General features: G+C 61.0%; 10 protein-coding genes. 8 read left to right on the top strand and 2 right to left on the bottom strand.

All coding sequences use genetic code 11. The annotated features are described in order from the left end of the window. Window positions 1–90 precede the first annotated feature (90 nt). Window positions 91–1,485 (bottom strand): argininosuccinate lyase, encoded by a 1,395-nt coding sequence (argH, locus tag DYL61_RS30575; RefSeq protein WP_105696002.1) that lies wholly within the window; start codon window positions 1,483–1,485, stop codon window positions 91–93. 505 nt (window positions 1,486–1,990) lie between these two features. Here argH and DYL61_RS30570 point away from each other — a divergent pair. The 7 genes from DYL61_RS30570 to rsd all read left to right on the top strand — a co-directional run bounded on the left by DYL61_RS30570 (window position 1,991) and on the right by rsd (window position 8,362). Next, entirely contained in the window at window positions 1,991–2,737 is a 747-nt protein-coding gene (locus DYL61_RS30570) for a LytR/AlgR family response regulator transcription factor (RefSeq protein WP_135311484.1), read from the top strand. A 126-nt stretch (window positions 2,738–2,863) separates the two neighbouring features. Next, window positions 2,864–3,805 (top strand): hydroxymethylbilane synthase, encoded by a 942-nt coding sequence (gene hemC / locus DYL61_RS30565; RefSeq protein ID WP_135311483.1) that lies wholly within the window; start codon window positions 2,864–2,866, stop codon window positions 3,803–3,805. Continuing rightward, a complete protein-coding gene (locus DYL61_RS31695; RefSeq protein ID WP_238704631.1) occupies window positions 3,802–4,560 on the top strand; it encodes a uroporphyrinogen-III synthase in 759 nt (252 codons plus the stop codon). The genes hemC and DYL61_RS31695 overlap by 4 nt, the downstream gene beginning before the upstream one ends. A gap of 18 nt (window positions 4,561–4,578) precedes the next feature. Continuing rightward, complete coding sequence (locus DYL61_RS31690; RefSeq protein ID WP_238704630.1) at window positions 4,579–5,691, top strand: uroporphyrinogen-III C-methyltransferase; 1,113 nt, start codon at window positions 4,579–4,581, stop codon at window positions 5,689–5,691. A 5-nt stretch (window positions 5,692–5,696) separates the two neighbouring features. Beyond that, on the top strand, window positions 5,697–6,938 hold the full coding sequence (locus DYL61_RS30555) for a heme biosynthesis protein HemY (protein WP_135311482.1): 1,242 nt from the start codon (window positions 5,697–5,699) through the stop codon (window positions 6,936–6,938). 234 nt (window positions 6,939–7,172) lie between these two features. Further along, window positions 7,173–7,694, top strand: a complete 522-nt coding sequence (locus DYL61_RS30550) for a disulfide bond formation protein B (RefSeq protein WP_135311481.1) — start codon at window positions 7,173–7,175, stop codon at window positions 7,692–7,694. Between the two features lie 209 nt (window positions 7,695–7,903). Further along, window positions 7,904–8,362 carry a sigma D regulator gene (gene rsd, locus DYL61_RS30545; RefSeq protein ID WP_135311480.1) on the top strand — a complete coding sequence of 153 codons (459 nt, stop codon included), beginning with the start codon at window positions 7,904–7,906 and terminating at the stop codon, window positions 8,360–8,362. A gap of 52 nt (window positions 8,363–8,414) precedes the next feature. Here rsd and DYL61_RS30540 read toward each other — a convergent pair whose 3' ends face one another. After that, window positions 8,415–9,080, bottom strand: a complete 666-nt coding sequence (locus DYL61_RS30540; protein ID WP_135311479.1) for an FKBP-type peptidyl-prolyl cis-trans isomerase — start codon at window positions 9,078–9,080, stop codon at window positions 8,415–8,417. A 193-nt stretch (window positions 9,081–9,273) separates the two neighbouring features. On the opposite strand from DYL61_RS30540, the gene DYL61_RS30535 reads away from it, so the two are divergent. Then, a partial coding sequence (locus tag DYL61_RS30535) for an AlgP family protein (RefSeq protein WP_193559472.1) occupies window positions 9,274–9,693 on the top strand: 420 nt, incomplete at its 3' end.

The following is a 9,693-nucleotide window of genomic DNA, read 5'->3' as shown; positions in this document are numbered from 1 at the left end:
GAAAGCCGCTCATCTGCTGTTACCTTAACTGACAGGCATTAGGGCAAGCCCCCTCCCACATTTTGGCCAAGTTGTCTGAGAGACCCCGGTTTAGCGGCTGGCGAGCAGCGCCTGGCCGCGCACCACGGCTGCCCGCACCTGTGCCGGCGCAGTGCCGCCCACGTGGTTACGCGCATTCACCGAGCCTTCCAGGGTCAGCACGGCAAACACGTCCTGCTCGATCTGGTCGCTGAACTGGCGCAGTTCTTCCAGGCTCATTTCCGCCAGGTCCTTGCCGGTGTCCACGCCGTACTTCACGGCATGGCCAACGATTTCGTGGCAGTCACGGAACGGCAGCCCACGGCGCACCAGGTAGTCCGCCAGGTCAGTGGCGGTGGAAAACCCGCGCAAGGCCGCTTCGCGCATGATCGCGTGCTTGGGCTTGATCGCCGGAATCATGTCGGCAAACGCGCGCAGCGAGTCGCGCAGGGTGTCGGCGGCGTCGAACAGCGGTTCCTTGTCTTCCTGGTTGTCCTTGTTGTAGGCCAGTGGTTGGCCTTTCATCAGGGTCAGCAGGCCCATCAGTGCGCCGAATACACGGCCGCTCTTGCCACGCACCAGCTCGGGCACGTCGGGGTTCTTCTTTTGCGGCATGATCGAGCTGCCAGTGCAGAAGCGGTCCGGCAGGTCGATGAACTGGAATTGCGCACTGGTCCACAGCACCAGCTCTTCGGAGAAGCGCGACAGGTGCATCATCGCGATGCTGGCGGCGGCGCAGAATTCGATGGCGAAGTCGCGGTCGGACACGCCGTCCAGCGAGTTGCCGCCCACGGCGTCGAAGCCCAGCAGTTGCGCGGTGTATTCGCGGTCGATCGGGTAGGTAGTGCCGGCCAGTGCAGCGCTGCCCAACGGCATGCGGTTGGCGCGCTTGCGGCAATCCACCAGGCGCTCGTAGTCGCGGCTGAGCATTTCGAACCAGGCCAGCAGGTGATGGCCGAAGGTCACAGGCTGTGCGGTTTGCAGGTGAGTGAAGCCGGGCATGATGGTGTCCGATTCACGCTCGGCCTGCTCCAGCAGGCCTTTTTGCAGGCGGGTGATTTCGGACAGGATCAGGTCGATTTCGTCACGAATCCACAGGCGGATATCGGTGGCGACCTGGTCGTTGCGGCTACGGCCGGTGTGCAGCTTCTTGCCGGTCACACCGATGCGGTCGGTGAGGCGGGCCTCGATATTCATGTGCACGTCTTCCAGGTCGACGCGCCAGTCGAACGTGCCGGCTTCGATCTCGCCCTGAATGGTTTTCAGGCCGTCGATGATGCTGTCGCGCTCGGCGTCGGTCAGTACGCCGACCTTGGCCAGCATCGTCGCGTGGGCGATGGAGCCCATGATGTCGTGGCGGTACAGGCGCTGGTCGAAGGTGACGGAGGCGGTGAAGCGGGCGACGAAGGCGTCGACGGGTTCACTGAAGCGGCCGCCCCAGGACTGGTTGGTCTTGTCGGTGCTCATGGATTCGCTCGTGATCTGCTTAATAAAGAGGCTTGGAAGTGTGCCGGCGATGATAACAGGGTTGCCCGCAGAGGCGGTGCTGCGGGTCGTCGGCATTTTTATTTGTGTAAACGATGGCTAAGTGCCTTGCCGCCGACCGCGTCCAGGACGAGACTGGAGATAGAGGCTTATTGAAACGATATTTGACGATTGAGCAATGTCGTCTCAGTGAGCGTCTACAGTTGGACTGATAGTGTGTGAATGCACCAAAGTCGGGTGATGCGGTCAGAGCCCAGACTATCCATTTAAAACGGGGGGTATTCGGATTGTGTATCAGCAAACCCTACGACGGTGCCCGCAGGCAGCAGGTCTTGGGCGCTATTGAACAGGTCCGGGTAAATATGGGTGCCGCTGCCGGGGCACTTTTTGCCGCTCGCGCTAGTCTTAGCGTGGATCGCTGTGACGCAAGTCACCGCACCTGTCTACGCTATCCTTGTGCGAGACTCACGCAGGAATCCAGCGCAATATGAATGTCCTGATCGTTGATGACGAACCCCAAGCCCGCGAGCGACTGAGCCGTTTGGTCAGCGAACTTGAGGGTTATACAGTCCTTGAACCGAGCGCCACCACGGGCGAAGAGGCGTTGACGCTGATCGACAGCCTCAAGCCGGATGTGGTGCTGCTCGATATCCGTATGCCGGGTCTTGATGGCCTGCAAGTGGCCGCACGGCTCAGCGAGAGAGAATCGCCACCCGCCGTGGTGTTCAGTGCAGCGGCGGACGACTTTTCCACAGACACGCTTGAGGCCAGCGGTGCCAGCTTCGTGACCAAGCCGGTCACTGGCGAAGCGTTGCTCAAGGCGCTGAAAAAAGCCGAGCGCCCGAACCGCGTCCAGCTCGCCGCCCTGACCCAGCCGGCGGCCCAGAGTGGCAACGGGCCGCGCAGCCATATCAGTGCCCGTACCCGAAAAGGTATCGAACTGATCCCGTTAAGCCAGGTGGTCTACTTTATTGCTGACCACAAATACGTGACCCTGCGCCACGAGGCCGGCGAAGTATTGCTCGATGAGCCGCTCAAGGCCCTTGAGGATGAGTTTGGCGACCGCTTCGTGCGGATCCACCGCAACGCGCTGGTGGCTCGCGAGCGAATCGAGCGCCTGCAACGCACGCCCCTGGGGCACTTTCAGCTGTTCTTGAAGGGGCTCAACGGTGATGCATTGATCGTCAGCCGGCGCCATGTCGCCGGTGTGCGCAAGATGATGCAGCAGCTTTAGCCCGAGGCGTGCAGCCCTGATCCCGGTGCGGCGTGGCCAGGGAGGCCCCGCACTTGCTGATTCAAATCAAAGCGTATTTGCCTGAGCTGTTATTATCTGCCGTATCTATTCAGTACGGATTGATCCATGTCCTCTCGCGAAATCCGCATCGCCACCCGTAAAAGTGCCCTGGCCTTGTGGCAGGCCGAATACGTCAAAGCACGCCTTGAACAGGCCCATCCGGGCCTCACGGTGTCCCTGGTGCCCATGGTCAGTCGCGGCGACAAGCTGCTGGACTCGCCGCTGTCGAAGATCGGCGGCAAGGGCCTGTTCGTCAAGGAGCTGGAAACCGCACTGCTGGAAAACGACGCCGATATCGCCGTGCATTCGATGAAAGATGTGCCCATGGACTTCCCCGAAGGCCTGGGCCTTTTTTGTATCTGCGAGCGCGAAGACCCGCGTGACGCCTTCGTTTCCAACACCTATGCCTCCCTGGATGACCTGCCTCAGGGCAGCATCGTTGGTACTTCCAGCTTGCGCCGCCAGGCCCAGTTGTTGACTCGCCGTCCGGACCTGCAGATTCGCTTCCTGCGCGGCAACGTCAACACTCGCCTGGCCAAGCTCGATGCGGGTGAGTATGACGCGATCATCCTCGCCGCCGCGGGCCTTATCCGCCTGGGCTTTGAAGACCGCATCACCTCGGCGATCAGCGTCGAAGACAGCTTGCCAGCAGGCGGGCAGGGTGCCGTGGGCATCGAATGCCGCACCGCTGACAGTGAAATCCATGCGCTGCTCAAACCCCTCGATCACCACGACACCGAAGTACGCGTCACGGCCGAGCGCGCCCTGAACAAGCACCTCAACGGTGGCTGCCAGGTGCCGATTGCCTGCTACGCGGTGCTTGAAGGCGAAAACCTGTGGCTGCGTGGCCTGGTGGGCGACCCGGACGGGGGCACCCTGCTGACCGCGGAAGTGCGCGGCCCGCAGCGTGACGCCACGGCCTTGGGCATTCAGGTGGCCGAAGAGCTGCTGAGCAAAGGCGCTGGCGCCATTCTGCAAAAGGTCTACGGCGAGGCCGGCCCGCAGTGACCGAATGGCGTGTGCTGCTGACGCGGCCTGCCGAGGAGTCGACGGCCCTGGCGGCGTCGCTGTCCGACGCCGGTATTTTCAGCAGCAGCTTGCCTTTGCTGGACATCGAACCGCTGGTGCTGACATCTGGGCAGCAAGGCGTCTTTCACGACCTTGGCCGTTATTGCGCAGTAATCGTAGTGAGCAAGCCGGCTGCGCGCCTTGCCGTACAGCAGTTGGATCAAGCGTGGCTGCTACTGCCATGGTTCAGCGTCGGCGCCGCCACCGCCCAAGTACTGGCGGATCATGGCCTCAACGTTCACTACCCTCACGCTGGCGATGACAGCGAGGCCTTGCTTCAATTGCCTGCGTTGAGCGAGGCTATCGCACGGCCCGAGGCGCGGGTGCTGATCCTGCGCGGCGAGGGCGGCCGTGAACTGCTGGCGCAGCGTTTGCGCGAGCAAGGTGCTAGTGTCGATTACCTGGAGCTGTACCGTCGTTTCCTTCCGGCCTATGACGCCGGTGCGCTGATGCAGCGCATCCAGTTGGAACGCCTGAACGGCCTGGTGGTCAGCAGTGGGCAGGGTTTGCTGAACCTGCAGGCTCTGGCCGGTGCCGAGTGGCCCCAGGTGGCACAGCTGCCGTTGTTCGTGCCCAGCCCGCGAGTCCAGGAGATGGCGCGGGCAGCGGGCGCAGAAAAAGTTGTGGATTGTCGCGGCGCGAGTGCCGCGGCTTTGTTAGTGGCGCTGCGCAGTCATGACGCTGCCACTCTCTGATACGCAAAGGACGGATACGTGAGCGAAACAGCCTTGCCTAAAGATGAAACCCAACCCGCACTCGATGCGCCGGTTGAGTCACCGGTCTCCGCGCCGCGCCGTGGCAATGGCCTGGCAATTGTCGCCTTGTTGCTGGGCGCCGCAGGCGTAGCCGCCGGCGGTTGGGGGATCTGGCAGGTCCGTGCCCTGCAAGCCAGCAGCCAGCAGCAATTGGGACAGGTGCAGACGCTCGATGATCAATCCCAATCTCTCAAGCAGAGCCAGCAGCAACTGGCCGCGCGCCTGGCTCAATTGCCAGGGGCGGAGGAGCTGGAAGAGCGCCGTCGTCTGGTTGCCCAGTTGCAGGGTGATCAGCAACGCCTGAGCCAACGCCTGGAAACCGTGCTGGGTGCCAGCCGTCAGGACTGGCGCTTGGCCGAAGCTGAGCATCTGATCCGTCTGGCGAGTTTGCGTCTATCGGCCCTGCAAGATATCAACAGCGCTCAGGCGCTGGTGCAGGGGGCGGACGAGATTCTGCGTGAACAAAGCGACCCGGGCTCCTATGCCGCCCGCGAGCAATTGGCCAAGAGCCTGGCCGCGTTGCGCAGCACCGAGCAACCGGATCGCACCGGCCTCTATCTGCAACTGGCCGCGTTGCGTGACCAGGTGGTGCAATTGGCGGCCATCGCCCCTGAATACCAGTTGACCGAGCCGGCCTCCCAAGGGCGCCCGACCACTGATACCGACAGCCGTTGGAGCCAGTGGTGGGAGCAGATTTCCCGCTACTTCCGCATCGACTTCAACCCCGACGACAACATCCGTCCGCTGCTGGCCGGTCAAGGCCTGAACCAAGTGCGCCTGGCCTTGAGCCTGGCCCTGGAGCAAGCGCAATGGGCGGCGCTCAATGGCGAGTCGGCGGTGTACAGCCGCTCCCTGGGCGAAGCGCGCAGTGTGTTGCAAGACAACTTCAACCAGGACAACCCGCAGAGCAAGGCGATGCTGGCACGTATCGCCGAGCTTGAGCCCAAGGCTGTCTCGGTGGTGACGCCGGACCTGGCCGCGAGCCTGGCCGCCGTGCAGGCGTACCTTGAGCGTCGGCACCTGTCTGCCGATGAAGCGAAGGCGGCGGCCGCGCCGGCGAAGCAGGAGTAGAGCCGATGAAGCGTTTCTATGTGATCCTGATGCTGGCGATTGCAATCGCGCTGGCACTGGCCGTGGGCATTTCGAAACACACCGGCTACGTGCTGATTACTTATCCCCATGTGCTGCACTACGAGTCGAGCCTGTGGGCGACCCTGGTGGCAGTGGCTGCCATTGGCCTGGCGATCTACCTGGTCCGTGTGTTGCTGAGCCTGGTGACCACCTCCGGTGGGGTGGTCAACCCGTGGTCGCGGCGTAACCGCAGCCGTCGTGTGCAGATCGCCATCGAGCAGGGCCAGATGGACCTTGCCGAAGGCCGCTGGGCCAGCGCCGAGCGCCACCTGCATCGTGCTGCCGAGGCCGAACGTCAACCCTTGCTCTATTACCTCGGTGCAGCGCGCGCGGCCAATGAACAAGGGCGCTATGAAGAGTCCGACGGCTTGCTGGAACGGGCTCTGGAGCGTCAACCCCAGGCTGAGTTGGCGGTTGCCTTGAGCCACGCGCAACTGCAATTGGACCGTGGTGACACCGAGGGCGCGTTGACCACGTTGCAGGCCATGCACGAGCGCCATCCCCATAACGCCCAGGTACTGCGCCAGTTGCAGCGCTTGCATCAGCAGCGCGGCGATTGGTCGTCGGTGATCCGCCTGTTACCGGAATTGCGCAAGGACAAGGTATTGCCCGCCAGCGAGCTGGCTGAACTGGAGCGTCGTGCCTGGGGCGAGAACCTGAGCCTGGCGGCCCAGCGTGAAGAACAGGGCGAAGCGGGTTTGCAGTCCCTTGAACGAGCCTGGCAGCAACTCACTTCCGCCCAGCGCCAGGAGCCGCAACTGGTCTTGGCCTATGCCGAGCAACTGCGCCAGTTGGGCGCCGATGCCAAGGCCGAGGAGGCGTTGCGTGGTGCGCTCAAACGCGATTACGACAGTCATTTGATCCGCCTCTACGGCCTGCTGCGTGGCAGTGACCCGGCCCGGCAATTGAAGTTTGCCGAAGGTTGGCTCAAGGACCATCCCGGTGACGCCAGTCTGCTGCTGACGTTGGGCCGTTTGTGCCTGCAAAACAGCCTGTGGGGCAAGGCGCGGGACTATCTTGAAAGCAGCCTGCAGGTGCAGCGCAACCCAGAGGCCTGTGCCGAGCTGGCGCGCTTGCTGGCCCAGTTGGGCGACACCGAGCGCAGCAACCAGTTGTTCCAGGAAGGCCTGGGTCTGCTGGACAGTCGTCTGCTGGCATCGCCGCTGCCCGTTCCTGCACGAGTTTGAAGAAAGTATTCGAGGGTCGGCACAGACGCGTCTGATCGCTGGCCCTCCGGTCCTCCCGTAAGCAAGGGGTTTGGAAGCTTTCTCAGCTTAGTCCTACGTTTTGACTCCCGAAGTCTTCCATCTTTTGATGGAATGTCCTTACGCTCTCGCGGAAACGTCTGCGCTAGTGCTTATTGAAAGGGGTCAGGCCTTTCCTCTACCGTAGCGGCCTATCTTTCGCGATGCGGATAAAGCATGTCTTTTGCCCCCTCACGCTCCTTGTTTATCCTCGCGTTCATGGCGGGTGCGCTGACGTTGGGTGCGTCTTTTTACCTTGAGTTCGGTGTGTCTCTGCGCCCGTGCTTCCTGTGTCAGTTGCAACGATTCTTCCTGGCCGCTTTCACGTTGATCAATCTGGTGGGCGCGCTCCACAACCCCGCGCGTTCTGCCGCCTACTTCTACGGGCTGGCGAGCATGGGCAGCGCATTGCTCGGCGCCTTCACTGCGGTGCGCCAGGTCTTGCTACAAAACGCCACACCCGACCACGCCGCCGACTGCTGGCCCAGCCTGCACCACATGATTGAAAACCTGTCGTTTTGGCAGGCGCTGCGGTCGACGGTCAAAGGCACGGTTGACTGCGTGGAAATCAATTGGACCCTGTTTGACTTAAGCCTGCCCGAATGGAGCTTGTTGTTCTTCGTGGCCATGCTGATCCTGGGTGTCATGCAGTTTTCACAATTGTTATTGAGCCAACGTTTGCGTTCGCCAGGGCGGTGAAAACAGGTTGTGGTTTGTAGGACGGGATTAAACACTTGTATGAACTTTCTCTCCTGCGTACCTTGAAGCCATAGTCATGCGGGCATAATCTGGCCCGCACGTGTCATTGAAACCGTTTGTCAGATGCGGCCTTGTCCGGCTGCCGCTTTATCCTTGAAGTGTTGCGCGGGCACCAGGCGGCAGCGCCCCTATAGGGAAGAGAGATCATCATGCTGGAAAGTTGTCAGAATGCTCAGGAACGCTGGGGTGGGGTGCACAAGCTGATCGATAATTGGCTGAAGGCACGTCACGAACTGGTTCGGGACTTTGATGCGCTCGGCGACAAACCCGATGCGCTGGCTGAAAATCGCAAGCCATTGCAAGAGTTCTGCGGTTCATTGGTGGACTACGTGTCGGCCGGCCATTTCGGCGTCTATGAACAACTCACCAAGGAAGCGGAAGCCTTCGACGATCAGCGTGGCCTGGATCTGGCCGAGACCCTTTACCCACGCATCGATGTCATCACCGAGAAGCTGCTCGCGTTCAATGACCTGTGTGATGCCGGCAAATGCGTCGCGGAAGAATTCAAGAAGTTGGGTGGGTTGCTGCACGAGCGTTTCGAGCTGGAAGACTGCCTGATCGAAGTGCTGCACAACGCTCACAAGGAAGAGCCTGCGACTCAGGCTTGATCCAGGACGGCAGACAAAAAACGGTGCGCAGTGCGCACCGTTTTTTATTGGGTCAGGGGCGAGTGCTGAGCAATTCGATCTCGAATACCAGCGGTGTGTAGGGTGGGATCAACTCACCAGCACCGTCGGCGCCGTAGGCTTGGTCTGATGGAATCACCAGTCGCCACTTTGCGCCTACGGGCATCTGTTGCAGCGCACTGCTCCAGCCGCTGATCACACTGTCCAGGCGAAACCACTGCGGCTGAGTGCTCTGATCGAACACCGTCCCATCGGGCAGTCGGCCCACATATTTCACCTGGACCTGATCGCTGGCCATCGGCTTGTTGCCAGTGCCTGGGGTCAGTTCGGTCAGCAGGATTCCATCCGCCAATTCGCGCACGCCTTTCAAGGCTTTTTCTTTGCTCAAGAATTGTTGTTCGGCGGCTAACGCGCTTTCGCTATGAGGTGTCTGTGCGTCCGCTTCGTGCTGGGCCAGAAGCTGCTCGATACGTGCGTTATCCAGCGCCAGGGGTTTGCCTTGATAGGCCTGTTTGAGCCCGTCCAGCAATGCTTGAATTTGCAAGTCGGGGACTTCCTGGCGCAAGCGTTCACCGAGGCTGGCACCCAGGCTGTAGGCGAGGTCGTGTTGGTCCTGCGAAGGGATGTTGGGCGGCGATTGCTCGTTGCCGTGGGCCACCGAAATCGCCAAGCCCAGCACAAGAAAAAAGTAACGCGACATGGGGCATTCTCCTGCCGAAAGTGCGACGGATTATGCCAGTGCGAGCAGGTAAAAAGTGCCGCGTGTTTTCGTTATATCGATAAGAATTTTCGTACGTTGCAACGCAACGCAAACGATACTGTCAACATGCCCTAGCGGCGGTAAGAGCAGAGGGCTAGTATGAGCCGCACCCACGTCAGCCAGGAGGTAAACCATGTCGGCCAAACAGAAGCCTGTTAATACCCCGTTGCATTTACTCCAACAACTTTCGGGCAGCTTGCTCGAACATCTGGAAAGCGCTTGTTCCCAAGCCCTGGCCGATGCAGAAAAACTGCTCGCCAAGCTGGAAAAACAACGCGGTAAAGCGCAAGAAAAGCTGCACAAATCCCGCACCAAACTGCAAGGCGCCGCCACTGCTGGCAAGGCCAAGGCACAAGCCAAAGCCAAAGACGCCGTCAAAGAACTTGAGGACCTGCTGGACGCCCTCAAGGATCGCCAAGCTGAAACCCGCGCCTACATTTCCCAACTCAAAAAAGACGCTCAAGAAAGCCTGAAACTGGCTCAGGGCGTTGGTCGTGTGAAGGAAGCCGTAGCCAAAGTGTTGGGCGCTCGTACCCCGGCAAAAGCGGTTGCG

Source organism: Pseudomonas nabeulensis, assembly GCF_004682045.1.
Classification (GTDB): Bacteria; Pseudomonadota; Gammaproteobacteria; order Pseudomonadales; family Pseudomonadaceae; genus Aquipseudomonas; species Aquipseudomonas nabeulensis.
The sequence above is the reverse complement of the archived record's forward strand: the minus strand, read 5'-3'. Positions and strand labels throughout refer to the sequence as shown.